This is a genomic window from Williamsia sp. M5A3_1d (assembly GCF_053345315.1).
Genome location: NZ_JBKEZX010000001.1, coordinates 14,378 through 40,525 on the forward strand (window position 1 = coordinate 14,378; position 26,148 = coordinate 40,525).

The 26,148-nt window shown below is 67.8% G+C and carries 24 protein-coding genes; 8 read left to right on the plus strand and 16 right to left on the minus strand.

Translation table 11 applies throughout. The features are described 5' to 3' along the window. Positions 1 to 8 precede the first annotated feature (8 nt). Together ACLBW1_RS00090 and ACLBW1_RS00095 are read right to left on the minus strand one after the other, a co-directional pair. Complete coding sequence (locus ACLBW1_RS00090; protein ID WP_447809334.1) at positions 9 to 1,124, minus strand: esterase/lipase family protein; 1,116 nt, start codon at positions 1,122 to 1,124, stop codon at positions 9 to 11. A 277-nt stretch (positions 1,125 to 1,401) separates the two neighbouring features. Beyond that, complete coding sequence (locus tag ACLBW1_RS00095; RefSeq protein ID WP_447809335.1) at positions 1,402 to 2,580, minus strand: beta-ketoacyl synthase N-terminal-like domain-containing protein; 1,179 nt, start codon at positions 2,578 to 2,580, stop codon at positions 1,402 to 1,404. Positions 2,581 to 2,821: 241 nt separating this feature from the next. Here ACLBW1_RS00095 and ACLBW1_RS00100 point away from each other — a divergent pair, with 241 nt between their 5' ends. The 3 genes from ACLBW1_RS00100 to ACLBW1_RS00110 all read left to right on the plus strand — a co-directional run bounded on the left by ACLBW1_RS00100 (position 2,822) and on the right by ACLBW1_RS00110 (position 5,050). Next, positions 2,822 to 4,105, plus strand: a complete 1,284-nt coding sequence (locus tag ACLBW1_RS00100) for a diguanylate cyclase domain-containing protein (protein ID WP_447809336.1) — start codon at positions 2,822 to 2,824, stop codon at positions 4,103 to 4,105. Between the two features lie 92 nt (positions 4,106 to 4,197). Next, positions 4,198 to 4,452: a hypothetical protein gene (locus tag ACLBW1_RS00105; RefSeq protein ID WP_447809337.1), complete on the plus strand. Its 255-nt coding sequence runs from the start codon at positions 4,198 to 4,200 to the stop codon at positions 4,450 to 4,452. 121 nt (positions 4,453 to 4,573) lie between these two features. After that, entirely contained in the window at positions 4,574 to 5,050 is a 477-nt protein-coding gene (locus ACLBW1_RS00110; protein WP_447811086.1) for an SRPBCC family protein, read from the plus strand. A gap of 2 nt (positions 5,051 to 5,052) precedes the next feature. Here ACLBW1_RS00110 and ACLBW1_RS00115 read toward each other — a convergent pair whose 3' ends face one another. The 6 genes from ACLBW1_RS00115 to ACLBW1_RS00140 form a co-directional block, all read right to left on the minus strand. Further along, positions 5,053 to 5,499, minus strand: coding sequence for a DUF5313 family protein (locus ACLBW1_RS00115; protein ID WP_447809338.1), 447 nt, complete (start codon positions 5,497 to 5,499; stop codon positions 5,053 to 5,055). Next, on the minus strand, positions 5,496 to 5,966 hold the full coding sequence (locus tag ACLBW1_RS00120) for a MarR family winged helix-turn-helix transcriptional regulator (RefSeq protein WP_447809339.1): 471 nt from the start codon (positions 5,964 to 5,966) through the stop codon (positions 5,496 to 5,498). Before ACLBW1_RS00120 ends, ACLBW1_RS00115 begins: the two co-directional genes overlap by 4 nt. A 411-nt stretch (positions 5,967 to 6,377) precedes the next feature. Further along, positions 6,378 to 7,973: a 4Fe-4S binding protein gene (locus tag ACLBW1_RS00125; RefSeq protein WP_447809340.1), complete on the minus strand. Its 1,596-nt coding sequence runs from the start codon at positions 7,971 to 7,973 to the stop codon at positions 6,378 to 6,380. Beyond that, positions 7,973 to 8,896, minus strand: a complete 924-nt coding sequence (locus ACLBW1_RS00130; protein WP_447809341.1) for an AurF N-oxygenase family protein — start codon at positions 8,894 to 8,896, stop codon at positions 7,973 to 7,975. Before ACLBW1_RS00130 ends, ACLBW1_RS00125 begins: the two co-directional genes overlap by 1 nt. A gap of 233 nt (positions 8,897 to 9,129) precedes the next feature. Further along, the gene (locus ACLBW1_RS00135) at positions 9,130 to 10,533 is read right to left on the minus strand and encodes a fatty acid desaturase family protein (protein WP_447809342.1); all 1,404 of its coding nucleotides are present in this window, start codon (positions 10,531 to 10,533) and stop codon (positions 9,130 to 9,132) included. Positions 10,534 to 10,621: 88 nt separating this feature from the next. After that, positions 10,622 to 11,719 carry a ferredoxin reductase gene (locus ACLBW1_RS00140; protein ID WP_447809343.1) on the minus strand — a complete coding sequence of 366 codons (1,098 nt, stop codon included), beginning with the start codon at positions 11,717 to 11,719 and terminating at the stop codon, positions 10,622 to 10,624. A 387-nt stretch (positions 11,720 to 12,106) separates the two neighbouring features. Between ACLBW1_RS00140 and ACLBW1_RS00145 the strand changes: the two genes are divergently transcribed. The 3 genes from ACLBW1_RS00145 to ACLBW1_RS00155 are packed head-to-tail and all read left to right on the plus strand — an operon-like array spanning position 12,107 to position 15,466. After that, the gene (locus tag ACLBW1_RS00145) at positions 12,107 to 13,606 is read left to right on the plus strand and encodes a diacylglycerol kinase family protein (protein ID WP_447809344.1); all 1,500 of its coding nucleotides are present in this window, start codon (positions 12,107 to 12,109) and stop codon (positions 13,604 to 13,606) included. Beyond that, positions 13,599 to 14,375 carry an alpha/beta fold hydrolase gene (locus tag ACLBW1_RS00150; protein WP_447809345.1) on the plus strand — a complete coding sequence of 259 codons (777 nt, stop codon included), beginning with the start codon at positions 13,599 to 13,601 and terminating at the stop codon, positions 14,373 to 14,375. The genes ACLBW1_RS00145 and ACLBW1_RS00150 overlap by 8 nt, the downstream gene beginning before the upstream one ends. A 29-nt stretch (positions 14,376 to 14,404) precedes the next feature. After that, positions 14,405 to 15,466, plus strand: a complete 1,062-nt coding sequence (locus ACLBW1_RS00155) for a YihY/virulence factor BrkB family protein (protein ID WP_447809346.1) — start codon at positions 14,405 to 14,407, stop codon at positions 15,464 to 15,466. Positions 15,467 to 15,479: 13 nt separating this feature from the next. Here ACLBW1_RS00155 and ACLBW1_RS00160 read toward each other — a convergent pair whose 3' ends face one another. The 3 genes from ACLBW1_RS00160 to ACLBW1_RS00170 are packed head-to-tail and all read right to left on the minus strand — an operon-like array spanning position 15,480 to position 17,886. Next, positions 15,480 to 16,391, minus strand: a complete 912-nt coding sequence (locus ACLBW1_RS00160; protein ID WP_447809347.1) for a sucrase ferredoxin — start codon at positions 16,389 to 16,391, stop codon at positions 15,480 to 15,482. Next, entirely contained in the window at positions 16,388 to 17,620 is a 1,233-nt protein-coding gene (locus ACLBW1_RS00165) for a cupin domain-containing protein (RefSeq protein ID WP_447809348.1), read from the minus strand. The genes ACLBW1_RS00160 and ACLBW1_RS00165 overlap by 4 nt, the downstream gene beginning before the upstream one ends. Positions 17,621 to 17,631: 11 nt before the next feature. Beyond that, on the minus strand, positions 17,632 to 17,886 hold the full coding sequence (locus tag ACLBW1_RS00170; protein ID WP_447809349.1) for a BatC protein: 255 nt from the start codon (positions 17,884 to 17,886) through the stop codon (positions 17,632 to 17,634). Between the two features lie 183 nt (positions 17,887 to 18,069). Between ACLBW1_RS00170 and ACLBW1_RS00175 the strand changes: the two genes are divergently transcribed. Next, a complete protein-coding gene (locus ACLBW1_RS00175) occupies positions 18,070 to 18,612 on the plus strand; it encodes a TetR/AcrR family transcriptional regulator (RefSeq protein ID WP_447809350.1) in 543 nt (180 codons plus the stop codon). A 73-nt stretch (positions 18,613 to 18,685) separates the two neighbouring features. Next, positions 18,686 to 20,296, plus strand: coding sequence for a GMC oxidoreductase (locus ACLBW1_RS00180; protein ID WP_447809352.1), 1,611 nt, complete (start codon positions 18,686 to 18,688; stop codon positions 20,294 to 20,296). Positions 20,297 to 20,303: 7 nt separating this feature from the next. Here the strand turns inward: ACLBW1_RS00180 and ACLBW1_RS00185 are convergent, their stop codons facing one another. From ACLBW1_RS00185 to ACLBW1_RS00205, 5 genes are all read right to left on the minus strand, one after another. Continuing rightward, positions 20,304 to 21,980, minus strand: coding sequence for a CocE/NonD family hydrolase (locus tag ACLBW1_RS00185; RefSeq protein ID WP_447809354.1), 1,677 nt, complete (start codon positions 21,978 to 21,980; stop codon positions 20,304 to 20,306). After that, on the minus strand, positions 21,977 to 23,158 hold the full coding sequence (locus ACLBW1_RS00190; RefSeq protein ID WP_447811087.1) for an epoxide hydrolase family protein: 1,182 nt from the start codon (positions 23,156 to 23,158) through the stop codon (positions 21,977 to 21,979). Before ACLBW1_RS00190 ends, ACLBW1_RS00185 begins: the two co-directional genes overlap by 4 nt. 18 nt (positions 23,159 to 23,176) lie before the next feature. Then, positions 23,177 to 23,941 (minus strand): SDR family NAD(P)-dependent oxidoreductase, encoded by a 765-nt coding sequence (locus ACLBW1_RS00195; protein ID WP_447809356.1) that lies wholly within the window; start codon positions 23,939 to 23,941, stop codon positions 23,177 to 23,179. A 234-nt stretch (positions 23,942 to 24,175) separates the two neighbouring features. Next, positions 24,176 to 24,733: a sensor histidine kinase gene (locus ACLBW1_RS00200; RefSeq protein ID WP_447809357.1), complete on the minus strand. Its 558-nt coding sequence runs from the start codon at positions 24,731 to 24,733 to the stop codon at positions 24,176 to 24,178. A 46-nt stretch (positions 24,734 to 24,779) separates the two neighbouring features. After that, positions 24,780 to 25,979, minus strand: coding sequence for an MFS transporter (locus tag ACLBW1_RS00205; protein WP_447809358.1), 1,200 nt, complete (start codon positions 25,977 to 25,979; stop codon positions 24,780 to 24,782). Between the last annotated feature and the right edge of the window lie 169 nt (positions 25,980 to 26,148).

Sequence of the window (26,148 nt, forward strand, 5' to 3'; positions counted from 1 at the left end):
GTGTTGTGTCAGTTGACGAGCGGTCCGCTCTTGGCGCAGACCACCGGGCTCGCGGGGTTGAGTGCGTTCTTGACGATCGAGATCGCCCGCGTCGAGTAGCTCATCGACAGGTGATCAGAGAGGTCGATCGGGCACCCGTCCTGCAGGGTGACGTTCTTGACCGTGGCGCCCGGGCCGGCGGTGAGGAATGTCGACTCCGACGGGGTGGTCACCTCGTCGTAGGTGGTGCGGATGATCGTGTAGTCGATCCCCGGGAGGGTGTCGCCGCCGGCGTTGACCTTGTTGATGAAGTCCGATCCGACGACCTGCTGGATACCGGAGACACCGACGGGGAGCTGGGCGAAGCCGAGGATGTCGATGCCGAGGTTGTTGATGCTGCGGCCGAGCGACCCGATGCCGAGAAGCGTGGTGCCGTGATTGGTGGCGCCGAGGGTGATCAGCTTCTGCACCTTGGCGGCCCCACCGTTGAACTTCAGGTACTGGCGCGCGAGCACACCGCCCTGCGAGTGCCCGACGATGTCGACCTTCGACGCGCCGGTGGCCGCGAGGACGCGGTTGACGAAGGTGGCGACCTGGCCGGCCGAGGTCGGGATGTCACCCGTGCCGTTGGTGCCCGGGATCAACGAGATCACGCCGCCGCCGTTGAAGATGTTGAGCTTGCCGTAGTTGAACGTGAAGACGCAGTAGCCCGCCGCCTTCAGATCGGGCGACATCCGCGCGAAGTTGTCGTAGGCGTTCTCCCAGGTCCCGTGCAGCAGGACGACCGGACGCTGCCCCGACTTCGGCTTGCAGCCGAAGTCGTTGGCGCCGGTAGGAGCTGCGTTCGGATTCTGGATGGCGTAGCCGAAAGCGTTGCCGAAGTTGGTCTGCTGGGGACCGAAGCCGACGGTGTCCGACGCGGTGCTCCCGGTGCCGTCGGGCACCGTGAACGGTCCGGCGACGGCGTTGGTGGTGATGGAACGGTTGGCCGTCCCGTTCTGTTGTTGCTGCTGAACCTTCGGAGCCGCCTTCGTCGGCTTCTTCGCGCCCTGCTTAATGGTGTCGGTCAGTTGCTGCACCGACGGTGCCGCGGTGGCGGGGCCGGCGAGACCGGCGCCGAGTCCGACGACGGCCGCGACGGACACGCAGCCGATCGCGAGACGGTGAAACCTTCCAGAGGTTGTCATGGTGTGCCTTTCTTCGTGTGATTCGGCGCCCCCGAGGCCGTTTCACCCCTAGTCGTACGCCGAGCGAAAGGTATCCATGCCCACTCGTCCCATTGGCAACATTCGTCACGGTACGTTCGATTTCTAGAACGAGTGAGCTGGGTCACTGTGAGATGTCACCATGATCGAGTCCATATCAGGAGGTTTACTCAACGTCGGTTGAGGGTGGTTGTGTGGTCGCTGTCGAGGCCCATGGTCACGTGGCCGGGGCGAGCACCGTCACGGAGTTGTGGCCGCCCATCCCCAACGACGGCTTGATCGTGATCCCGTCGACCATGGTCGTCGCGCCGTCGAGCAGCTGCGGATGCGCTGCGGCGACCTGCGGCGGCGCCGGGACCACGCCGTGCTCGGTGCCCAGTGCAGCCGCGGCGATCTCGACCGCGGCGGCCGCGCCCTGGCAGTGCCCGGTGAGCGGTTTGATCGAATAGACCGCGGGGCGCGCGTGGGCGAACATCTCGGCGAGGATCGCGGTCTCGGCCGCATCGCACTGCGCCGTCCCCGGGCCGTGTGCGTTGAGATACCGCACATCCGCGGCGGAGACACCGGCGTCGTCGACTGCGTCGGCGACACAACGCATGATCTCCCTGTGATCGGGGGCGACCGACGCCACGTGGAACCCGTCGTGCGACATCGCGCCACCCAGGACGCTGAGATGGCCGCGCGCAGCGGCGCGTCGGGTGACGACGAACCCGACCGACGCCTCTCCCATCGCGAATCCACGGCTGCCCTCCTGGAAAGGGCGGCAGGCGTCGAGCGGCTCGGCATCGACGACGCCCGCACCGAGTCGCACGAAGTGATCGATATTCTCGGGGGTGAGCGAGAGATCGGTCGCGACGCACACGACATCGTCGACGATGCCCGCGTCGAGCCACATCTTCGCCGTGATCAGTGCGACATTTCCCGAGCTGCACGTGGCCGACAGATTCATGGCCGGACCGTGGAAGCCGAATTCCTGCATGAGTGTCGAGATGGGTGTCGAGGGCAGCAGACCCATGTAGTCACGAATGCGCCGGTGGCCGTGATCGTCGAGGTGGAACGTCCGCCAGTCCTCGGTGTCGCCGAGGACGACTCCGTGCAGCAGCCCCACCCGGCGTCCCGCGGTCCACCCCCGGGCGTGCGCATCGCTGATCGCCTCCCGCGCCGCGTAGCGCATGGCCTGCGAGAACCGGCTGCGACCATCGGCCGGATCACCGCCATCGGGCACCTTTGCGAGCCAGACGCCGTCGTCGCTGCCGTAGTCCGCTCCCCGGTGGAGGACGCCGGCCGGCTTACCGCCCGAGACGCCTCGCCACAGCGCCTCGGCGCCCCACCCGTACCCGGTGACGGCTCCCACGCCGACGATGTCCACATTCTTCGCGCCCTTGTTCGTCGTCATCTCGGTGACACCTTTCGTCGTCGCGGAATCGGGGATCCCGTCCCCGACATCCATTGAGATACATGTGGTGCGACAACACAAAAGAAGGCATCAACAATTCGTGATCAACAATGCGGAATCACGCGCTCCGCACATTGTTCGAGTCCTTTCATCTCTCATTGATGGTCCGATAGACTTCGCCGGTCGGCTTGGATGAGAACCCCGACATCATCAGAGAGAGGTGGCGACGGAGAGGCACGGGGTGACCGATCCGGACCGTCACTACAAGATCCTCATCGACCACAGCCCTGACGCGATCGTCGTGCACGAGGGACGACGACTGGTGTTCGTGAACCCGGCGGCTCTACGCCTCGTCGGTGCGCACTCCCCTGATCAGGTTGTCGGCCATCTGTTCTCGGAGTTCGTCGACCAGGGCTCGTTGGGCGCGTTGCGTGAACGCATCCGTGCCCTCGAGGAGGAGGGGGTGCCGTCCGCGCCGACAGAGATGAACCTGCGCTGCATCGGAGGTCGGCGGACCCCCGTGGAATCCCGATCGGTGCTGACCCTCTGGGAAGGGCGACCCGCCTATCTCGCGGTCCTGCGCGATCTCGCCGCGCAGCGCGCGGCTGAACGCGCCACGGCCGCTGCCGAACACCGTTTCTCCAGCGTGGTGTCCACGCTGACCGAAGGGGTCATCGTGCAGGATCCCGACGGGATCGTGCGGTCGATCAACACCGCCGCGCTGACCATCCTCGGGATCGACGCCACATCGGTTCTGGGAAAGGACATGCCGCGAGACATGTTGCGCACCATCAGGATCATCGACGGTGACGGCGTCCCGATGCGGCATGCCGACCTGCCGCACCAGACCACCCTGCGCACCGGCCGCGCCACACATTTCGTCCTGGGCGTGACCCGTCCCGACGGCACGCAGGTGTGGGTTCGCGGGACCTCACAGCTCATCGACGACCACGCCCTGTCGCATCTCGTCGCGTCGTTCACCGACATCACCGCGGAGCGGGAATCGGCCGCCCTGCTCCGCTATCAGGCCACCCACGACTCGCTGACCGATCTCCCCAACCGGTTGAGCATCGTCTCCACGCTGGCCGACGTTGTGGGGTCCGACGACCGCGGATCGCTCGCCGTCCTCTATGTCGATCTCGACAACCTCAAGACCGTCAACGATTCCTTCGGCCACACCATCGGCGACGCCGTGCTGCGCGAGGTCGCCAACCGGTTGCGCGCGGTCGTGCCCGACGGGTGCGAGGTCGGTCGGGTCGGCGGTGACGAGTTCGTCGTGCTGCTCTGCGGCGCGAGCGCCGACACCGACGTGGTCTCCGAGGCCGTCCACGCCGCACTGTCGCGGCCCCTCCAACTCGACGGTTGGACGATGGGCGTCGGCGTCAGCATCGGCCACGTGCTGGTGCCGCGGGGTGACGGTCGCAGCATCGACGACCTGCTCCGCGACGCCGATCTGGCCATGTACGCCGCGAAGGATGCAGGCGGTAACCGCACCGTCCGGTTCTCCTCCACCCCGACGCCCTGAACCCGAAGCCGCACCCACGTGCGGTTTCGACATACGTGTTCTCGGCTACTCCTCGCACGACGAACCGTGAGACCGAGACGAGGGACGCTGCGATGACCGATTCCGACACGACCGACCCGGGAACGAACCGGCAGGATCCAGCCCTGGCCGGGCGGATCGCGCAGATCACCTCGCGGTACCCCGACCGACCGGTCCTCGCGTTCGATGCCGACGGAAAACTCATGGATTGGAAAGTGGCGGACGCGTCGGACTGGGCGAACGGTTCGCATCCGCAGGAGCGGATCTACGAGATCGACGGGGGCGCCGACGAGCAGGCGGTGAGCGCTGCGATCTCCGCTGCGGACTGATCGACGCCTGCCGATGGGACCGAGATCGTGGCGCTGCCCGACGTAGGCTCGACCCGTGCATCCTGACGAGTCGTCGACCTCATCGTCCGAGCGCCCCGACGCCGGTTCGGGCCAGACGCGTATCGAGGTGTCGCGGGTGATCGCCGCATCGCCTTCCGCTGTGTTCGCCGTGCTCAGCGACCCGCAGGGGCATGTGGCCATCGATGGATCCGGCATGTTGATGGGTGCCGACGGCGACCGTGTGCGGGCGGTGGGCGACACGTTCGTCGTGCACATGGACCGTGAGGCCCTCGGCGACATCCCGATGGGTGAGTACGACGTGACCGTCACGATCGCGTCGTTCGAGCGCGACCGTGAGATCTCCTGGACGATCCTCGGCCGCATGCGTCCGCCCATCGGCCACGTGTACGGCTACCGGCTGGAGCCCTCGGGCGACGGCACGCGGGTCACCTCGTTCTACGACTGGTCCGACATCCACCCCGAGTGGCGCGCGAAGGGGATCTTCCCCGTGATCCGACCTGAGTCACTCACCACCACCCTGGGCATCCTCGCGCGCACCGTGCTCCGCGGGTACCCCCACGCGACCCCGCCGGACTGACGTCAGCGCTCGGGTCGGTCGCGGTCGGTCGGATCGAGTGCGCGCCGGGTCACCGACGTCGATCGGCCGTAGATCGCCTCGTATGCAGTCCGGTCGGCGACGGCCTGCCGACGACGGCTCTCCGGCAGCAGATCCGGATCGAGGCCGTGCTTGCCCAGACGGTGCCTGCGATTCTGGTCCATGTAGGCCGCACAGTAGATGAGGCCGAGAACTGCTGCGAGCGCGACCATCTGCGCGCGTAGCCACCACGGTCCCGGGAACATCATGAACACCGCGAAGATCGGGAGGAACGGGACCATCCCCCGCACGAGGTGCCGGATGTAGTAGTTGCGGCCCAACAGGTCTCGTCGCACCCAGTCCCGGAGATCGGGAGCGAGGGTGCGTCCGAACGCGTAGCCGATCCACTGCCACACCGTGGGGCGCTCACGCCCGCCTGTCGACCTGCTCATCGGTTCGCGCCGTTCTCCGCAGCCGCCTTGGCCGCGGTGTTGATCCGCCAGAGCACCTCGCGGAGATCCTCGAGGTCGGCCAGGGACACCCCGAGGGTGTCGACCACGGCCGGCGGGATGTCCAGCGCCTTCTCTCTCAGCGCTGCGCCGGCGGCGGTGAGCGTCACGTCGAGCTGACGCTCGTCGGTGCTCGATCGCTCACGGGTGAGGAGCCCGGCGGTCTCGAGGCGCTTGAGCAGCGGGGACAGCGTCGCGGAATCGAGCATGAGCACCTCGCCGATGGCGCGCACGCTGCGCGGCGATGACTCCCACAGCGCCAGCATCACCAAGTACTGGGGATGGGTCAGCCCGAGGGGTTCGAGCAGGGGACGGTAGATCGTCAGCACGGTGCGGTTGGTGACGGCGAGCGCGAAACACACCTGCCGGTCGAGCTGCAGCAGGTCGTCGGTGGTCGCCAGATCGTTCATGATTCAGATCGTACACGATCCAATAGTGCACTATCTATATTTCGAGACCCGCAGACGAAAGATCCCGCCGTCGGGGTCGACGGCGGGATCTGTCGGCGCGATCGGAGATCGCGAGCGATCTGGTTCTACGAGCGGGTGCGGGCGCTGAAATCGAGGTCGTTGCCGCCCCACAGCAGGATTCCCGAGACCGCGACGGTGCCGAGCACGAACATGGTGATGAGCATGGCCTCTCCTCTTCTCGTCGGCGAACGCCTGACTGGCACGTTCGTTCTGTTCTCCAGGATAAGCCCGAAAAGTGGCTGCGCACAGAGAAAGTCGGCGACGACTCGTCTGGCGGGGCGAAGTGACGTGCGTCGCTGCGCGCCTCTGGGCGAGTCCCGGGTCACCACCAACGGTGGACCGTGACCGAAGTCAGTCGCCGGAGCGGAAGATCCGCCGGCGCCGAGGCCGCGCGGTCTCACGGAGTTCGGTCTCGCTGGTGAGTTTCACGCGGGGACGCCCCGCGGTGGTCCCACGGCGTCGTTCGACACGATCGATGGTGGCGATCCCACGAGCGCGCACGGGTTGCACGCCCTGCCGGCGGAGGAACGAGTCGAAGTCACCGATCGCGTGTGGGCGGGTCGGGAGTCGTCCCTCCGCGGCGTCGGAGATGAACGCCTGCACGGTCTCCTCCGCGTCGGAACGATTGGCGCCGATGCCACCGGTAGGGCCGCGCTTGGCCCACCCGACCACGTACGAGCCGGCCACCTCCACCGAGGCGTCGGATATCCGGCCCGCCTCGTTGGGGATGCGGCCCGCGGCGTCGTCGAACGGGAGTCCGGGGATCGGGCGGGTGCGGTAGCCGATGGATGAGATGAGGTTGTCGGCGGGGATGTCGCGGACCACGTCACCGGTGCGTACACGGACCGCACGCACACGGTCCGTGCCCGACTGACCGCCGCCCAGCACCTCCAGCGGTGTGGAGTCGTAGAGGAAGACGATGCGCTTGGCCGTCCCGTCCACGTCCGCGGTGACGGTGATCGAATCCTGGTCCGACGCGTCGACGGTGATGATCTCGACCCCGGGGGTGTTCACCAGAGCGGTGTACTCGGCGGGGGTGTGGGCGCCGGTGTCGCGACCACGGCGGCCCAGCAAAACCACCTCGTGGGTGCGGTTGACCTCGAAGAAGTCGAGGGCCCGGTCAGCGATGTCGGTGCGGGCGAGGTCGGCGAGATCGGTGTGGAACAGGCGCACGATATCGAGCGCCACGTTCCCGGTCCCCACGATGACGGTGCGACCGACGGTGGCCGGTTGCAACGGGTTCGGGGCGTCGGGGATGCCGTTGTACCAGGCGACCGCCGCGCTCGCCGAGGTGCTGCCGGGCAGGTCCTCGCCCGGGATACCGAGGCGACGGGGCTCCGACGCACCGATCGCGTAGAAGACGGCGTCGAAATGATCGGCGAGATCCTGCGGCGAGATGTCGCGACCCACCTCGACACCGCCGAGCACGGTGACCCGAGGATCGCGCAGATGAAGATCGAAACCGCGGGTGATGTTCTTCGTGGCCGGATGGTCGGGGGCCACACCCGACCGCACGAGACCGCCCGGCGTGGGGAGCCTGTCGATCACGGTCACCTCGACGGCGGTGCGCATCAGCAGCGTGCGCAACGCGTATCCCGCCGAGGGGCCCGTGCCGACGAGTGCCACCCGCATGCCCTCCGGCAGACGCAGCAGCGGCACGTATTCGGTGGGCTTCTGCTCCTGCGAGACCTCCCGGTCGCGGTAGTACGCGGCGTTCACCTCGGCGAAGTGCAGATCACGCGGGCCGAGGCGGTCAACCGGGAAGATCGCGTCGACCGGGCACGCATCCGAGCACGCGCCACAGTCGATGCAGGTGTCGGGATCGATGTGCAGGATGTCGGCGGTCCCGAAACCCGGTTCGCCGGGCGCGGGATGGATGCAGTTGACCGGGCACACCGACACGCACCCGGCGTCGCTGCAACACGACTGGGTGATGGCGAAGGCCATCAGAGAAGATTCGCCCTGCGGTACCACCGCGCGGCCGGACGCGTGAGCAGACCGACGCTGTCGAGGAACTCCATCAGGTGGACGCAGCTCTCCCGCATCATCGACTGGAAGTGACGGTTGTTCTTCTTCACCGCCATCGCGCGCTTGCTGTCCAATCCGGCGTTCGTGTACAGGTGCGGCGAGTGCAGGCTCGTCACGATGAGGAAGCCGGCGATGGCGATGATCAGTGCGCTGAGCTGGCGACGGAACCAGCCGACACCCTCCATCGACTCGCGCACCTCCTCGCGCGCGAACTTCATGTGGCGCGACTCCTCGAGCACGTGGATCTCGTTGACCGTCCGCACCAGCGGGAGCACGCGGTCGTCGTTCATGCAGCCGCGCTGGAAGACGTCGAGGACCTCTTCGGCGACGAGGATCGCGCTGTAGGCGACCTCGTTCTTGGCCAGGGCCATGAACGCCTTGCCGGCCCAGCCGACGAACCTCGAGGGCCGGTAGGAAGTGCCGACCATGACATCGGCGCCCTTGGCGAACATCAACGAGTGGCGGCACTCGTCGGCGATCTCGACCAGCGACCACTGGAACTCGGGCGAGTGGTATTCGCCGAGGTACTGATCGCGGATCACCATCTCCTGCAGGATCATCTCGAACCAGATGCCGTTGGTGGAGATCGACGCGAACTCGTGCCGGGTGAGCGCGATGCGCTGCTCCTCGGTCATCTCGTCCCACATGTCCGTGCCGTACAGCGACGACCACTCCGGGCTGCAGCCGTACTTGGTCGGGTCGAGTGGCTCGTTCCAGTCGATCTCGGTCATCGCGTTGCGCGACATCCGTGCGGCGGACGCGATGAGTCGATCCGAGACCTCGTTCGACCCCTGGTCGCGCCGGGTCTCGTTCGTCTCGGTGCTCTCGACGGTGATCGTCATCTCGCGTCCCTCCATCGTGACAACTGGTGTTGTAGTCAATGAACGTTGTAGTCAACGCTCATTGTCACGATACGGGTTCGGAGTACACCTGTAAACCCTCGGCAGGGCGCCTGGTAACGCAGAACGTCCCCGTGGCGGTCGCGACGGACCGAGGTCCGTCGCTCCCCTCCACGGGGACGTTCTCAGCAGTTCAGGCCGGTCCCGAGGGACCGTCGGCCGTCAATCTCGCAGCGTCATTCCCGCGGCGGCATCGACACGCGCACGCCGTTGTCGCCACCGTGCTCCGGGCCCGCATCCGGGTGATCGGCGGGCAGACGGCCACGGAAGCGAGCGGCCTCGCTGTCGCGGACATCGGAACCCGAGTGCGCGGGGCGGTGGTACGGGCCGGGCTTCGGCCGCACCTTGCCGCCGGGGAACGCCAACCGCAGGATGGTGCGCTGCACCTGTCCCCACTGGGAGAAGAACGGCCCGGTGTTGTACGGCAGGTCGTAGCGCTCGCAGATGTCCTTCACCTTCGGGGCGATCTGCGAGTACCGCGAGCTCGGCATGTCGGGGTAGAGGTGGTGCTCCACCTGGTAGCTCAGGTTGCCGCTGGCGATGTGGAACAGCGGGCTGCCGTCGATGTTGGCCGCGCCCACGAGCTGACGGGCGTACCAGGCGCCACGACTCTCGTCGGCCGCCTCCTCCTGGCTGAAGGTGTACGCCTGATCCGGGAAGTGTCCGCAGAAGATGATCGCGTTCGACCACACGTTACGGATGATGTTGGCGGTGAAGTTCGCCCAGAACGTGGCGACGAAGGTGTCCTCGACACCGGGCAGCGCCTTGTCGGCGATCGACGCGGCCGACTTCGCCGACTTGCCGTTGAGCTTGCGCAACTGCTTGCCCAGCCGCGAGGTCTTGCCCTGCGGCACCCGACCGCCGGTGACGACTGCGGTGAGCGCGAAGGCGCCCGCGCTGATCGCCGGCCAACCGATGTAGTCCTTCACCACCTGACGACGCATCTTGTACGCGCTGCCCTTGAGGTCCTTGAGGACCGCGGCCGGCGACTTGTCGCCCCGACGCATGGCCTCGAGGTCGAGATCGTGCAGGGCCACGCCCCACTCGAAGAACGCGATGAGCAGCAGGTTGTAGAACGGCTGCGCCAGGTAGACGGGGTTCCACTTCTGATGCGGATCGATACGCATGATCTCGTAACCGAGATCCTTGTCCTTGCCGCGGATGTTGGTGAACGTGTGGTGCACGTAGTTGTGCGAGTGCTTCCACGACTCCGCGGTCGACGCGGTGTCCCAGTCCCACACCGACGAGTGGATCGTCGGATCGTTCATCCAGTCCCACTGGCCGTGCATGACGTTGTGGCCGATCTCCATGTTCTCGAGGATCTTCGCCGCGCCGAGGGCCGCCGTGCCGGCGAACCATGCGGGCTTGGACCGCGAGTTGAGCAGGACGACACGGCCGAGCGCGGCCAGCTGACGCTGCGCGGCGATCACGGACTTGATGTAGTTGCGATCCTTGTCGCCGAGGTCGCTGTAGACCTCGTCGTGGATCGCGTCGAACTCCTTGCCCAGGCGCTCGATCGTCTCGGCGTCGAGATGAGCGATCGGGTTCCCGGTGGGGTTACGTCGTTCGGTGGTGGTCATGGGTGGTCCTCCCTGATGGATCGCTGTGGTGCTGTGCGAATCGCTGGTGTTGCCTGCCGTGCGGGCTGTGGTGGTGGAGCCGGGTCTGTTAGAGATCCACTTCCACTTCGCCCTCGGCGCTGTTCACGCAGATGCGGATCGACTGTCCCTCGGGTGAGGAGACGTCTCCGGTGCGCAGATCACGGATCTGTCCCTTCTTCAATACACCCGTACAGGTGTGACAGATGCCGATGCGACACCCGTACTTGAGCTCCAGCCCCGCCTTCTCGCCTGCCTGCAAGATGGGAACGCCTGGCTCACACTCGAAGTCACTGTCACTCTTGAGCATCGTGACGTGGCCACCCTCACCTTCACCGGGGTCTGCACCGAAGGTGGGTTGGAATCGTTCGAGCAAGATCTGATCGCCGATGTCGTTGGCCTTGTAGTGCTCGACGAGGTCGTCGAGCAGCTCGGCCGGACCGGACGCCATGGTGGTGCGCTCACGCCAGTCGGGGCACAACTGGTCGAGGTCCTCGGGCTTCATGCGGCCCTCGTCGCCGGTGACCCGCAGGTTCAGCGTGAAGCCGTCATGCGCCTTGTCGAACCGCTCGAGCTCGGTGAGGAACATCGTCTGCTCGCGCTTGTGGATCGAGTGGATCGCCACGACGTCGTTCATCTCGTCCCGATGATCGAGCGCGCGCATCATGCTCATGATCGGCGTGATGCCACTGCCGGCGCTGATGAAGAGCATCTTCTTCGGCAGCGGCTCGGGCAGCAGGAACGTGCCCTCCACGTCGCTGAGCCGCACGATCTCGCCGGGCCGGATCGCCCGCACCAGGTACGGCGAGACGGTTCCCTCCTCGACCAGCTTGGGCGAGACGCTGATGAGACCGTCGCGGGGCTCGGGATCAGAGGTCAGCGAGTACGCACGCCAGTGGAACTTGCCGTCGATGACGAGTCCGAGGCGGACGTACTGGCCGGGCTCGTGACCGGGCCACTCGTAACCGGGCCGGATCCACACCGTCGAGGCGTCGGTGCCCTCGGGGCTGACCTCCTCCACCCGACCACGGAGTTCCTTGGTGGTCCACAGGGGATTGATGAGCTCGATGTAGTCGTCGGGCTCGAGCGGGCTGAACAGTGCCCGGATACCCTTCAGGAAGCCTCGACGCAACGGCGATACCTGGGGTGTGGCGCCGCGTTCAGCCATCGAGACGCCGGCCGGGATTCATAGGTGACACGTGACCTCACAAGGTTCTCGATCGAGATGGCTGCTGTCGCAATCCGGTCACCCCACGCTGGTTCTCGGCGAGTGTGATCCGGGTCTCTTCGGCCCACACTACGTTGCCTCACGACGCGGTGCGCACGCTTGCGATCACAGAACAGACAATGCACACGACTGCAAGGTCACCGTCAGGTCACGACGCGTCGAGTCCCTGGTGACGCACCCCAGAGCGACGATTCGCACAGTGTGGAGAACGACAGCGACCGATCACTCGCTCTGTCCAGCGCCTGGTGGAGCGGGTGATGCGGCGACCCGCAGGGATGCTCCCGCCACCGTCCTGCGCCCGGCGCGACCTGGGGCACACTGAGGTCCATGAGAACCGGGCACCACCGCCGGCGCAGGCGCATCGGGGTGGCCCTCGGTGCCGTCGATCGCGCCGTCTACGACGCGGTCGCACGATCGGACAGTCCGCTGCTCGACGCGACGATGCCGCGACTGACCAACGCGGCGAACTATTCGCGATTGTGGTTCGCGATCGGTGCGGGTCTCCTCGCGTCGCGGTCGGCGTCGGCGCAACGCGGCGCGGCGCGCGGTGTGACCAGTCTCGCCGTCAGCAGCGTCGTCACCAACCAGATCGCCAAGCGCGTGTGGGCGCGGCGACGCCCGGTGTCGGATGCAGTACCCCTCGCCCGAGTGGTCCGCACCCCCTCGTCGACGTCGATGCCCTCGGGGCACTCGGCGAGTGCGGCTGCCTTCGCGGTCGGTGTCGGGCTGGAGAACCGGAAGTTCGGTACCGCGCTCGCCCCGCTGGCCGCGCTGGTCGGCGTCTCACGGGTCGCGACCGGTGCCCACTACCCGGCCGACGTCGTCGTCGGGTTCGGGATGGGGGCCTCCATCGCGTTGATCATCGGGCGCGTGTTCCCACCGATGTCGGTGTACCGCCCTGTCGACCACGCGCCACGGTGGGTCCCGACCCGCGAGCGCAGCGACGGGGCCGGGGTGGTGCTGGTGATCAACCCGAACTCGGGGAGCGGCAGCGGCGGGCGGATCGTCGACGAGATCCGCGCCCACCTGCCCGCCGCGGAGATCGTGACCTGCGGGCAGGGCGACGACACCGTCGAGCTGTTGCGTCAGGCCGCAGACCGCGCCGAGGTCCTCGCCGTCGGCGGCGGGGACGGGACGGTCGCTGCGGCCGCCGATGTCGCCCGGACCGCCGGCGTGCCGCTGGCGGTGTTCCCCGCGGGCACCTTCAACCACTTCGCCAAGGACATCGGGTGCCCCACCGTCGCCGCCACGGTCGACGCGATCCGGAAAGGCCGTGTGGCACGGGTCGACCTGGCCCTGCTCAACGGCGAGACCGCCTTCATCAACAACGCCAACATCGGCGCCTATCCGCAGTTCGTGCGCTTCCGTGAACGGTACGAGAAGAAGCTCGGCAAACCGGTCGCCAGCGTCTACGCGATGCTGCACACGCTGCGCCGTGAACGACCGGTACGGCTGCGCTTCACCGACGCCGGCAACGGCGCCACCACCGTCACCACGTCGCTGTTCTTCCTGGGGACATCGGTGTACGAGACACCGGGTTTCGCGCCGGCGCACCGCCCGCGGATGGACGACGGGCTTCTCGACGTCCGCATCCTCGAGGTCGACAGGCGGCTCGCGAAGACCCGCATCATGTTCTCGGTCCTCACCGGTCAACTGGCGCGGTCGAGCCTGTATCGCGAGATGCGGGTCACCGACTTCACCGTGACCTCGCTCGACGGGCCCACCACGATCGCGCTCGACGGCGAGGTCCGTACCCGCTGTACGACCGCATCGTTCACCGTCGACCACGAGGGTCTGGCGGTGTTCGGGAGTTTCGAACGTGAGTGAGAACCGCCGCGTCGTCGCCCCCGACGGGACACGTCTGGCCGTCTCGATCCGTGGGCGCGGACCCGCGCTGCTCCTGCTGGCCGGACAGTCCAACGACAACACCTGGTGGGACGGTGTCCGCGACGACCTCGGAGCGGGCCGCACCACGGTCGCCGTCGACTACCGGGGCACGGGCGGCAGCGATTCCCCCGAGATGCCCTATTCGACGGAGATGTTCGCCGACGACGCGATCGCGGTGCTCGACGCCCTCGGCATCGAGAGCGCCGCGGTGTACGGGACGTCGATGGGTGGTCGCGTGGCGCAGTGGGTCGGCGCACGACACCCCGACCGGGTGACCCATCTGATCCTGGGGTGCACCACTCCGGGCGACGCCCACGGCGTGCCCCGCAGCGTCGAGGTCCGCCGCGCTCTGGCCCACGACCGCTCGCAGGAGGTGCTCACCGACCTCATGTACACACCGCGATGGCGCGCCGCGCACCCCGGTCCGTACCGCACCCTCGGCGACCCGTCGATGACCAACCACGCGCGCCACCGGCACCTGCAGGCCAGCAACAACCACGACGCGTGGGATGCGTTAAGCGACATCACCGCGCCGACCCTGATCCTGCACGGCGACGACGACCGGATGGCGCCGGTCGGGAACGCCGCACTGCTCGCCGAACGCATCCCCGACGCAAGGGTGCGGGTGTTCGCGGGCGCGCGTCACGCCTACTTCGAGGAGTGCCACCGCGAGGCCGGGCCTGCCGTCACGGAGTTCCTCGCGGTTTGACCGCGGGCTCGCGGTGGTAGCCCGACGGGGTGAAAGACCATGATTCGCCCCACATCGACACCACATCGACCGATCCGGTGGACCCCGCCGAGCCGGATTCCCCGACCGACCTGACGAGACCGTCGACCGTCGCGGTGCTGCGCCGCACGGCCAAGGAGTTCTCGCGGGATCAGTGCACCGATCTCGCCGCGGCCCTCACCTATTACTCGGTGTTGTCGCTGTTCCCCTCCCTGCTGGTGGTCGTGTCACTGCTCGGCGTCTTCGGGAAGGGCCAGTCCACCGTCGACACGGTCTTGCAGATCGTGGGCGACGTCGCGCCGTCCTCGGCGGTCGACACCATTCGTGATCCCGTGAGCCAGCTGGTGAACGCACCCACCGCGGGTGTCGCTCTGGTGATCGGTCTGCTCGGCGCCCTGTGGTCGGCATCGGGATACGTCGGTGCGTTCGGTCGCGCGATGAACCGCATGTACGAGATCGAGGAGGGGCGCCCGTTCTACAAACTGCGCCCGCTGCAGCTCCTGGTCACGCTGATCGGCCTGATCATCGCGGCGTCGGTCGCACTCATGCTGGTGATCAGCGGACCGGTGGCGCGCTCGGTCGGCGACGCCATCGGTGCGGGCGACACCGCGTTGCTCGTGTGGAACATCGCCCGCTGGCCGGTCATCCTCGTGTTCGTCGTCCTCGTCGTGGCTCTGCTCTACTACGCCTCACCGAATGTCGCGCAGCCGTCGTTCCGCTGGATCAGCGCGGGCGCGGTCCTCGCGATCGTGGTGTGGATCGTCGCGTCGGTGGCCTTCGCGCTCTACGTCGCCAACTTCAGCAGCTACAACAAGACCTACGGCGCGCTCGCCGGCGTGATCATCTTCCTGCTCTGGCTGTGGCTGACCAACCTGTCGTTGTTGTTCGGCGCGGAGTTCGACTCCGAGCTGACCCGCGGCCGGCAGTTGCAGGCGGGTATCGCGGCCGAACGCGACGTCCAGCTCCCACCACGCGACACCAAGGCCTCCGACAAGGCCGCACGCGCGCGTGAGGAGGAGATCGAACGCGGTCGTCGTCTGCGCGAGTCCCGCGGAACCGAATCGACAACCTGACGCACACGGGACGTCACCCGTGGTCGACCGCCTCGACGGTGATGCGGTCGAGGGCGAACCGCCGAACACTGCCCGGGATCGTGGCGTCGCAGGTGGACAGCAGCGGTGGCGAGGCCGACACCCGGAGGGTCACCACCGCGCGCCGGTCGTCGCCGGCGTCGAGGGTGACGCGTGCTGTCTCGCGGTCGTCGAACACCTCGATCGGCGCGAACGCCTCGATCCTGTCGTCCCCGGTGTGCGCCCGGGCGAAATGCTGCGCGGCCTGCACCACGTGCGGGACACAGGTCCGGCCACGCAGCAGGTCGGCGGCGACCCTGCCCTGGTCGTGGCGCGCCATCAGATCGGCCATGTCGCCGGTGTCGACGCGCCCGTAGCTCAAGCCGTCGGGGAGCACGATCATCGTCGCGGCGAACCGATCGCCCCCCAGATGCGAACACTCCCAGGTGATCTCGGGTCGCACCGCGGCCAGATCAGCGGTCGCGGCGCGACCACGGACCGCGCAACAGCGATCGTGCCTGCCGTGCGCGCAGACCGCCGCGAGCGGGCCGTCGACGATCGATCCGGCCGAGCCGTCGAGAGGGAGTTTTAGGTAGTCCTCCGGACCGGAGACCTCGCCGCCGTACAGCACCGAACCGACCGGGCGGGTGTCGGCGATGAACCACCGCCATCGAGGAGTGGGGGCGCGACGCCCCGGCCGTCGGATCGCGACGATGCGCATCGAGGCCGCTTCCGCGCGGCGGACGATCGCGCGGCCCAGCGCGCGATCGATGATGCGCGGCGACTGCAGGAACGCCGAGTGTCCCCACGGGCCCGCCAGTTCCAGCAGCAACCAGGCGTGGCCGAGGGACGCGGTCGCGTACAGGGGCTCGGCGGCCGCACGAGATCGGTCGCTGCAGGGCGGCGACTGTGCGTCGGGCAGGTTCACACCTCCGCCGGGACCGCGACGGCCTCGCGCAGCAGGCGTCGGACGAGCACGGCACCGTCGGCGGCGTCGAGCCCGGGAAGCGTTGTCGCCGTGGCCACTCCGGTGTCGCCACCCTCGGTGGATCGCAGGTGTCGTAGCGCCGGAGCGCAGAAGGCCGGGAACGAGATGGCGCGGTCGGACAGTTGCACCCGCACACGTCCTGTCGTCGGATCGTCGATGATGGACCCGATCAGGCCGTGCCGCCAGCGCACGCGCACCTCGTGGGCCGCAGCGATCGCGTCGAGGGTGGCCAGCGGGCGGACCGCGGCGGGACGGGTGCGGCTCGCGAAGGTGGCCGCGAGACCGTCGGCGACGGCCGATCCCCACTCGTCGGCGCGCTCGCGGATCTCGTCGGCGAACGCCAGCAACGCCTTCGTCGCGTGTGCCGCGATCGCGTCGTGGTCGCCGGGGTCGATGCCGACGGGCAGCGACGTCCGCAGATCGGTCACGGCGCCGGCGACACGATCGACCGCCGCGCGCACCGCGTCGACCCGCGTCAGTGCGGGGACGCCGATGGTGAGGTGGATGGCGGTCTCGTCGGTGGTCCGCGCGGAATGCAGCCAACCACGCGGGAGGTAGAGGGCGTCGCCGGGAGCGAGATCGGTGTCGATGACCGGGGTCTCGGTGACCCGGCGGGCGATCGCGTCGCGATGACCGGTCCAGGCGTCGGTGGGCAGCGGACTGGTCACCACCGGTTCGTGGACCGTCCAGTGTTTGTGGCCGGCGACCTGCAGCACGAAGACGTCGTGCACGTCGTGGTGGGAGTCGAAGCCCTGGCTGCCGGGTGGGGTGATGTAGGCGTTGGCCTGCACGGGATGCCCGAGGTCGTCGACGAGACGCCGGACTAAATCGATGACCGGGGGCCAGAGGCGATGCAGTCCCTGCAGGACGATCGACGCCCCGTCGGCGAACTGTGCCAACGCCTTTGCCGAGTCGACCTGGTCGCCGATCTCGGCCCCGACGCCGGCCGGTCCGACGAACTCGTCGCGGGACAGCAGGGCGCCGTTGCGCGCCATCCGGATGAACGGCGCGCGTACCCCGCGCTCGGCGAGCAGCTCGTCGACCGAGGAAGCCGAGAGCAGATCGCCGAAGTCGCGGGGCAGCGTCGTCGAGGGGCTGAGCAGTGGTCTACGACCCCAGTACTCGCGCTGGAAGGTCTCCAGATCGACCGAGATACAACGGCTCAGCATCGTGGTGTCGGTCAGGCCGTGCCGTCGGCGCCACCGTCGTGGCCGTCGGGGTTCGAGCCGCCGTCGGCCGGACCCTCGCCCGCACCGGCGGTGCCGTCCGCGCCACCGTCGTGACCGTCGGGGTTCGAGCCGCCGTCGGCCGGACCCTCGCCCGCACCGGCGGTGCCGTCGGCGCCACCGTCGTGGCCGCCGGGGTTCGATCCGCCGTCGGCGGGGCCTTCTCCGCCACCGGTGGAGGTGGTGATGTCATCGTCGTCGAGCGCCATGAGCTGCCTTTCGTCGCGCGTGAGCTGGTGGGTGGTCCAGCTCCCCCTGTCTACCACCAGACGGCCTCGGCTCGTGGGCCTCTCGGGCGTCTCCGATCCCACCGGTTCTGAGGTGTTTGACGCGGCGGCGGTGGTGGTACACGTGCGCGTTCGATCTGTACATGCACCCGGGATACTGGACTCATGCGATCTCGGCAGAAGGTCATCGACGCGGCCCTCGAACTGGTCGCCGAGGGCGGGTTCGCCGCGGCGAGCATCGCGGCTGTGGCGTCGCGGGCGGGGGTGTCCCGGCAGACGATCTACTCCATCTTCGGCAGCCGTGAGGACATGGTGTCGCAGGCCGTCATCAGCGTGACGATGGAGGCGGCCGACGAGATCCGTTCCGGCGTCGAGTCCGCCGACGGTCCCACCGACTACCTCGTGGAGTTCATCATCGTCGGGCGTGCGGTCGTGCACCGGCACCCGGTGCTCACCACGCTTCTGCGCGGCGAGGCCCTCAATCCGCTCTTCGACACCGGCATGCTCGCACGCGCCCGCCCGGTCGGTCGGGAGATGCTCGCCCCCATGGGTGTCCGCTTCCCCGAGATCGCATCACGCATCGACGACATCGTCGAGATGGCCGTGCTCCTCGGCCTCTCGGTCATCCTGTTCGACGACCCGACGGCACGATCCGATGACGAACTCCGCACGTTCCTGACTCGCTGGATCGAGCCCTCCCTCGGTTAGTTCTTGACACTTTCTGCGCACACTGTCTAGTTTCAGGACGTCATCGCATCGCCGATCCATCGGGGGATCCCACATGGCCGACGTCAGTCGCCGCTCCTTTCTCGCAGGTACCACCGCAGCCGGTGTCGCCGCCATCGCCACATCCACTGTGGCGCAGGCGCAGACACCACCCTTGCGCCGCGCCCCATCGCCCGCGCGGGTCCGACTCACCCGCGAGAGCCACCGCGTGGTGGTGGTCGGCTCGGGGTTCGGCGGCGGCGTGACCGCGCTGAGGCTGGCCCAGGCCGGCGTGCCGGTCCTCGTGCTCGAACGCGGCAATCGCTGGCCCACCGGTCCGAACTCGCACACGTTCCCACTCGCGACATCACCGGACAAGCGCATCTTCTGGCATCGGTCGGCGCCCCAGTTGTTCGGGCGGCGCGCGGCTTTCGATCCCTACACCGGCCTGCTCGACGCCGTCGCCGGCGAGAACATGACCGCGATCTGCGCGGCCGGTGTCGGCGGCGGATCGCTGATCTACCAGGGCATGACGCTGCAGCCGACCGAGGCGGCCTTCCTCACACAGTTCCCCGAGCAACTCGACTACGCGCGCCTGAACAGCACCTACTACCCACGCGTGGCGAAGATGCTGCAGCTCGAGACCGCTCCCGACGCACTGGTGAACAGCCCGAACTACCACGCACCGCGCGTGTTCGCGAAAAAGGCACGCGCAGCGGGCTTCCCGGTCTCGAAGATCCCGATGCCGATCGACTGGACGTACGCCGAACGTGAACTCCGCGGCGAGATGACACCGTCGTACACCGACAGCGCCGGCAGCCTCGGGGTCAACAACGGCGGCAAGCACAGCGTCGACGTCACCTACATCGCGCAGGCCGAGGCGACCGGTCTGGTGCAGGTCGCCGTGTGGCACGAGGTACGCGAGATCTTCCGAACCCGCAACGGACGCTGGGAGATCCACGTAGACCGTACCGACACCGCAGGTCGGGTGCTGGAGAACAAGATCATCACCACCCCGACGCTGGTGATGGCCGCGGGCACCATGAACACCACCAGGTTGCTCATGCGCGCCCACGCCAAGGGCCAGATCACCGATCTCCCCGACGGCCTCGGCCGCGGGTGGGGTAGCAACGCCGACCGCATCTACTCGTGGACGACCTTCGACGAGGACTTCGGCGCCACCCAGGGTGGGCCGGTCGTGTTCGGCAGCCTGAACTGGTCGGATCCGGCCCGCGCCTTCACCGTCATCCAGGCGTCCATCCCCACCGTCGCGAGGATCGACACCCACACCACCATGTTGGTCGGCTACGGGGTCAGCGACGACCGCGGTCACTTCACCTACGACTCCCGGACCGACGACGCGATCCTCCGCTGGCCGAAGAACGGTGACGCGCGAATCCAGCAGGGGCGCATCGATCCTGCCGTGCGCAAGATCGCCGGGCCGGCAGCGATCGTCACCGACACCACCGGGATCTTCATGAACACCTGGCACCCGCTGGGTGGCGCCTCGATGGGCTCCGTGTGCGACCTCGAGGGGCGCGTACAGGGACAGAAGGGGCTCTACGTCCTCGACGGCTCGTTGATCCCCGGCAACTGCGCGGCCTGCAACCCCTCGATGACGATCGCCGCCATCGCCGAGCGGGCCCTGGACAACCTCGTGGCGAACGACGTCGGCACGATCATCTAGCCGACCACTACGTAGGGATGACCGGCAGCACGATCCGCGACAGATGTGCCGCGTCGTGATGGACGGTCTGATGCGCCACCCGGATGCGAGTACCCGTGGTGGGACTTTCGCCGGTGTTCAGGTTGCGGTCCCACCGAGGAAAGTTGCTCGAGGTGATCTGCACGCGGAGGCGGTGGCCTGACGCGATGACGATGCTGGTCGACCACATGTCGATCTCGGTGGCGTCGATCCGTCCGCTGACGGCGTCGACACGCCGTACCCCGTCGACGATGTTGACCGATCGTCCCGATTCGTCGACGTCGCACAGCCGGGCCACCCAGTCCGTGGACGGACCGTCGGTCGACGCGAAGATCGTCGCGGTCACGCGGCCGGTGATCTCCATGTCCTCGGCCAGCGGGGCGGAGGTGAACACGAGGACGTCGTCGCGCGCCTCGACCGCGGCCTGGTCCAGCGAGCCCGCCGGGAACGAGGCCGCCATGAACATGCCACCGCCGGTGGTCGGCGCGGGGTCGGCGGGGTCGTAGTCGTACTCGGTCGCCGACCCCGCATCGGTGGGGAGCGCATCCGACAACACGCCACCTGGATGCAGGTACATCGCGGTGGGGACCGCACGCTGGAGCGGCCACTCCTCCTCGTGTCGCCATTGGTTCGCACCCATCACGAACACGTCGACGCCCGTGCGTTTCTCGGCGTCGAGCGGCGCACCGCTCAGGTGATGGTCGAACCATTCGAGTTCGACGCCGGTCATGGTGCCGTCGGCACCCGGGGCCATCGAGCTCACACCGTAATTGACCCCGGCGAGATGGCCGGGTGTGGTGGTTCCGCCGGTGGTGTGTTCCCAGGGCCCGATGATGAGTCGGGTCTCGTTGCCGGCCGCCCGGGCAGCAACATAGTTGTCTATCGCTCCCTGGCAGAACACGTCGAACCATCCCGCCACATTCAGCGACGGCACGGCCACATCATCGATCCGATCGAGAATGTCGGCGGCGGCGACCACACCCGGATCGGCCAGGCCGCGCTGCGTCCCGAAATCGGGCTGGCCCGTGCGCGCGACGGCCGGCGAATCACCCGACGGCAGCTCCCAATAGGTCACATCGGCCAGGTTGTCGAAGTCCCATGCCGTCCTCCCCAGCCGCGCCGACAGCTCCTCGGGGTCGGAAGCATCTCTCGGGTACTGAGCCATCGACTGCGACAACGTCCACCAGAGGGACAGACCGTGTTCGAGTGCCCCGCCGCGGTAGAAGAGGCCGTCGTCGGCCCTGTTCCACGTGACCTGCGGCGCGATGGCGACCAGGTGCGGTGGCCGCGCAGCTGCGGCGGCCCACTGTGTGTCACCGCTGTAGCTACCGCCGAACATCGCGACCTTGCCGTTGCTCCCGGGGATGCCGGCCGCCCACTCGACGGTGTCGTACCCGTCGAATCGCTCCGACGCCAACGGGAGCCACTCACCGTCAGACGCATGGCGGCCTCGGATGTCCTGCTGCACCACGATGTAGCCGCGGCGAACGGCTCGGTAGGTGTCGAGCATCTGCAGTGTGCTGATCGACGACCCCTTCTCGTACGGTGTGCGCTGGACCAGGACCGGCCACGGCCCGTCACCGGCGGGCCGGTAGACGTCGGCGCGAAGCACGACCCCGTCGCGCATCGGTACGCCAACATCGAATTCGATCGTCGCCGTCGTCATGCCAGTACGTCCTTCCACGTCGTTTCGCCGGCGTTCTTCGGATCGCGTGCCGGTGGCCGAACTGTCGCGAAGAACTCGCGGATGTCGGCGACCCAGATATCGGGCTGTTCGAACGCCGCGAAGTGTCCGCCGCGCGGCATCTCGCGCCAGTGGGTGATGTCGTAGAACGGCTCACACCATTCACGCGTCGGTCGGTAGATCTCGGTGGGGTAGATCGCGACCCCGGTGGGCAGTAGCACCGGATCTCCCGGCAGGAAGGCGGTTCTCATGCTCTCCCAGTAGAGCCGCGCCGATGAGGCGCCCGCGCTGTTGACCCAGTAGAGCATGACGTTGTCGAGCAATTCGTCTCTGCTGAGCACGTTCTCGGGATGGCCGTCACAGTCCATCCATGATCGGAACTTCTCGACGATCCACGCGAGCTGGGCCACCGGCGAGTCGACGAGTCCGTAACCCACGGTCTGCGGACGGGTCGTCTGCAGGGCACTGTAGGCCGAGTCGTCTCCGGTGAACGACCGGTCGGCGTCGACCGCATCCTGTTCGCGCGCCGTGAGGGTGGCATCGGGGTCGGGGCGGGTGTGGATGGGGTTGGTGGTGTGGATCGCGATACAGCGGCCACGGTTGCGACCGATCTGTGTGGTCACCCCCGCGCCCCAGTCACCGCCCTGCGCAACGTAGTCGGAGTAACCCAACCTGCCCATGAGGGTCTCCCACGCCGCAGCGGTCCTCTCGACGCCCCACCCGGCCTCGGTGGGCGTACCCGAGAAACCGAAGCCCGGCAGCGACGGGCAGATGACATGGAAGGCGTCCTCGGCTCGCCCGCCGTGGTTCGTGGGGTCGGTGAGCGCGTCGATCACCTTGTGGAACTCCACGACCGAACCGGGCCAGCCGTGGGTGATGAGGAGCGGGAGAGCCCCGGGATGCGGGGAGCGTTGATGGATGAAATGAATTCTCAGACCGTCGATGTCGGTGGTGAACTGGTCGAACCGGTTGAGCGCCGTCTCGCGCGACCGCCAGTCATAGTCGTGCGCCCAGTACGCCGCCAGATCCCGGGTGTAGCTCAGTGGGATCCCCTGCGACCAGTCGTCGACGGTCTCCGCCTCCGGCCAGCGGGTGGCATCGAGTCGACGGCGCAGGTCGGCCAGATCATCGTCGGACACGTCGATCGTGAACGGGGTGATGTCGTCGTCGGTCATCGGTCAGGCCTGATCGGTGGGGGTGACCAGCAGTTCGCGGACCGCGGTGTGTCGAGGGCGGGTGACGATGTAGCTGATCGCGTCGGCGATGTCGTCGGGCTGGAGAACCTCGTGCTGCTCGACGTACGGGTCGAGCATGTTCGCGCGTACGACCTCGTTGTTGTGGGTGGGCAGTTCGGTGTTCGTGGCGCCGGGTTCGACAACCCCGACCCGTACGTGGCGTTCGGTCACCTCCTGGCGCAGGGCCTCGGTGAACCCGGTGACGGCGAACTTGGTCGCGTTGTACGCGGCCACGTAACCGGTCGCCTGGCGGCCGGCGATCGACCCGACGTTGACGATGTCGGCCACCCGACGGGCACTGTCACCGGCGGCGGTGAGCAGGTGCGGCAGTGCGGCGCGGGTGACATACAGCAGACCTCGTACGTTGATGTCCAGCATGCGATCCCATTCGTCGGGATCGGCACCGTCGACCGGCCCCAGCAGCATCAGTCCGGCGTTGTTGACGAGGATGTCGAGTCGACCGAGGTGCTCCACGACGCGCGCCACAGCCGCTTCGGCCTGTTCGCGCTCGGTGATGTCGGCGGGGACGGCGAATGCGGAGCCACCGGACCGTGAGATGTCGGCGACCAGGGAGTCGAGCCGATCGGCTCGACGCGCGACGACGGCCACGGTTGCACCCTTCTCTGCGAGATGGCGTGCGGTCTGTGCGCCGATACCGCTGCTGGCGCCGGTGACCAGGGCGACAGCGCCCGCGAGTTCCGAAGACATGAGAGATCCTTTCGAGGTGGTGATCAGTTTCTCGGCCGCGCCACCGCCGGAGACATCGTTCCTGTCGTGGCTGCAACGCGTCGGACACCTCAGAGTCAAGGCGAGATCATGTGTCCCAGGCAGTCACCGCTTGTCGGGGTACAACCAGTGACCCCTTGGCGAACACGAAAGTGCTCCACTCGGTGCTAAGGGATGCGCGATCCGAGCTGCTGCCTCGCCCTGTCAGTGGATTCGTCAATCAGAGTGGGCAGGAAGCGGGTTCGAGACAGGCGGGGCCGGTTCGCGCTCGATACCCCCGGCCACGGCGCGATCGGGAAGCCAGATGACGAAGGTACTTCCCACGCCCAGCTCGCTGAACAGCGACATCCTGCCCTCGTGACTCTCGACGATCTGCCGGGCGATGGTCAGGCCCAGGCCACTGCCGCGGCGCCCGCTCGCCGCCGGTTCAGCGTTGGAGGCGCGCCTGAATCGCTCGAACACCAACTGCTGCTCCGATTCTGCGATCCCAGGACCGGCATCCCGTACTGCGGTCCACGTCCACCCGGACCGACTCCCGACCGCCACGGTGACCGTGGACCCACTGGGCGCCAGCCGGATGGCGTTCGACATGAGGTTCCCGATCGCGCGTCCGAGCGATTCCGGTTCGGCATAGACGACCGGCCCGACCGGGGGCACGTACCACCGGATCGAGTGAGCGTTCCTCTGCGGGAACCGGTACTCCTCGGCGGTGTCGGCGACCAGGGTCGCCAGATCGAGTTCGTGATCGGTGAAGGCGCCGGACCGACGTCTCACAGTGGTCGACGGATGATCGGGCGGCACGGGGATCGTGTTCGCCTGATCAGCGGGCGAGTGACCGTCGGGTACTCGCGAGCAACATGCCACCGACCAGGACCGCCACCCCGCCGAGGACGAAGACCGTGCCGATGCCGGTCTGATCGAGCAGGAACCCGCCCAGGGCGGCGCCCAGTGCGATCGCCAACTGGAACGTCGCGACGAACAAGCCGCCGGCCGCCTCGATCCTTTTCGGTTCGACCCGCGCCAGCCACGTCTGGGACATGGTCGGGATCGCACCGAACCCCGCACCCCACATCGCAGTGGCGACGAACACCAGGGGCACAGAGTGTGTCGCGAGCGAGAACCCGATGATCGACAGACCGACGACGATGGGCACGGCGACCATGACCGCGACCAGCCGACGGTCGACGGAGATGCCCGCGAGAAGGTTGCCGGCCAGACCGCCGATCCCGAAGACCGCCAGGAGCAGGGCGATGGACGCGGCCGTGAGTCCCGGCACGTTCTCGGCGGCCGTGCGGATGAAGGTGTAACCGGCGAAGTGTCCCGCCACCATGAAGGCGAGTCCGACCAGCCCCAGGATGAGGATTCCCGAGCGCAGGAGTGTCAGCAATGTGCGCACACCTCCACCGCCCGCTGACGGTACGGACGGAGTCACCAGCGCGAAGAGTGCGAGAGCGACAGCGGTCACGACCGAGATCCCGAGGAAGACCGATCGCCACCCGGCCACGGAGCCGACATAGGCGCCGAGGGGCACGGCAGCGATGGTCGCGCCGGCCACGCCGATGTTGACCACCGACATCGCCCGTCCCAGATGCCGCGCCGAGACCAGATGCGAGGCGATCGCGAGCGCCATCGCCCAGGTACCGGCGATCGCGACGCCCAGGGCCAACCGCGCGACCACGACGACGGCGTAGGTGGGGGCGACCGCGCTGAGCAGGTTCGCCAGCACCGCGACACCGAGCAGACCGGTCACGAGGCGCTTCCGATCGAGCCGGGGGAACACGATCGCGATGCCGAGCCCGGCGATCATCCCCACCAGAGCTGTGGCCGTGACCACCTGACCGGCGAGCCCCTCGGTTATCCCGAAGTCGTCCGCCATCATCGGGAGCAGACTCGCGGGAAGGAACTCGGCGGTCACCAGGGCGAAGATGGCGAACATCAACGCGATGACCCCGGACCATCCGGACCGGATCCGGCGCGGAGCCGTGGCACGGGCGGCAGGCGATGTCGTGATGCTGGGCATGGTTTTCCTCGAGATCGATGGGGCCGCGTCGTCCACCGGACATCGGGTGGGTGAGGCGAGAGTTCGTGGGTGACGTCTGGGATTCAAGGCGAGCACACGCGGCAGAGGCAGTCACCGCTTATCGGGGTACAACCAGGGACCCCCACAGTTGCCGGGAAAGTTCTAGGTT

Coding starts and splice junctions, on each gene's coding strand:
- ACLBW1_RS00095 (WP_447809335.1), bottom strand. CDS start 2,580: ATGACGACGAACAAGGGCGCGAAGAATGTGGACATCGTCGGCGTGGGA.
- ACLBW1_RS00195 (WP_447809356.1), bottom strand. CDS start 23,941: ATGTCTTCGGAACTCGCGGGCGCTGTCGCCCTGGTCACCGGCGCCAGC.
- ACLBW1_RS00135 (WP_447809342.1), bottom strand. CDS start 10,533: ATGACCACCACCGAACGACGTAACCCCACCGGGAACCCGATCGCTCAT.
- ACLBW1_RS00170 (WP_447809349.1), bottom strand. CDS start 17,886: ATGGCGCTCGACGACGATGACATCACCACCTCCACCGGTGGCGGAGAA.
- ACLBW1_RS00120 (WP_447809339.1), bottom strand. CDS start 5,966: ATGAACGATCTGGCGACCACCGACGACCTGCTGCAGCTCGACCGGCAG.
- ACLBW1_RS00180 (WP_447809352.1), top strand. CDS start 18,686: ATGGCCGACGTCAGTCGCCGCTCCTTTCTCGCAGGTACCACCGCAGCC.
- ACLBW1_RS00165 (WP_447809348.1), bottom strand. CDS start 17,620: ATGCTGAGCCGTTGTATCTCGGTCGATCTGGAGACCTTCCAGCGCGAG.
- ACLBW1_RS00140 (WP_447809343.1), bottom strand. CDS start 11,719: ATGGCTGAACGCGGCGCCACACCCCAGGTATCGCCGTTGCGTCGAGGC.
- ACLBW1_RS00115 (WP_447809338.1), bottom strand. CDS start 5,499: ATGAGCAGGTCGACAGGCGGGCGTGAGCGCCCCACGGTGTGGCAGTGG.
- ACLBW1_RS00145 (WP_447809344.1), top strand. CDS start 12,107: ATGAGAACCGGGCACCACCGCCGGCGCAGGCGCATCGGGGTGGCCCTC.
- ACLBW1_RS00130 (WP_447809341.1), bottom strand. CDS start 8,896: ATGACGATCACCGTCGAGAGCACCGAGACGAACGAGACCCGGCGCGAC.
- ACLBW1_RS00105 (WP_447809337.1), top strand. CDS start 4,198: ATGACCGATTCCGACACGACCGACCCGGGAACGAACCGGCAGGATCCA.
- ACLBW1_RS00185 (WP_447809354.1), bottom strand. CDS start 21,980: ATGACGACGGCGACGATCGAATTCGATGTTGGCGTACCGATGCGCGAC.
- ACLBW1_RS00205 (WP_447809358.1), bottom strand. CDS start 25,979: ATGCCCAGCATCACGACATCGCCTGCCGCCCGTGCCACGGCTCCGCGC.
- ACLBW1_RS00125 (WP_447809340.1), bottom strand. CDS start 7,973: ATGGCCTTCGCCATCACCCAGTCGTGTTGCAGCGACGCCGGGTGCGTG.
- ACLBW1_RS00175 (WP_447809350.1), top strand. CDS start 18,070: ATGCGATCTCGGCAGAAGGTCATCGACGCGGCCCTCGAACTGGTCGCC.